The following is a 254-nucleotide window of genomic DNA, read 5'->3' on the forward strand; positions in this document are numbered from 1 at the left end:
ACCGCGGCCCTGGCCGACTGGCTCATCCGGGACCTGACCGCCGTGACGCTCGAGCATGCAGGGCTTCCGGATCCCCAGCGGCTGCGTCGCCTGCCGCCGATCACCGCCGCGCACATCGGCAAGCCGGGTAAGTTGCGCCGACATGTGCGTGCGTTGGAACATGTTCTCGGGCAGGTGGATCGGCATCTTCGTGCCGGTGCGCACCTGCGCGAGCACGGTCTGGGCACCGCATCGGTGCCGGCCGTGCCGGGAGA

1 pseudogene is annotated in these 254 nt (G+C 70.5%); it reads left to right on the plus strand.

From position 1 onward, the window contains the following. Positions 1-254 (plus strand): annotated as a pseudogene (locus QR64_RS26895) (hypothetical protein); the annotation flags it as partial.

Source organism: Rhodococcus sp. Chr-9 (genome assembly GCF_000801125.1).
Taxonomy (GTDB): domain Bacteria; phylum Actinomycetota; class Actinomycetes; order Mycobacteriales; family Mycobacteriaceae; genus Rhodococcus; species Rhodococcus pyridinivorans.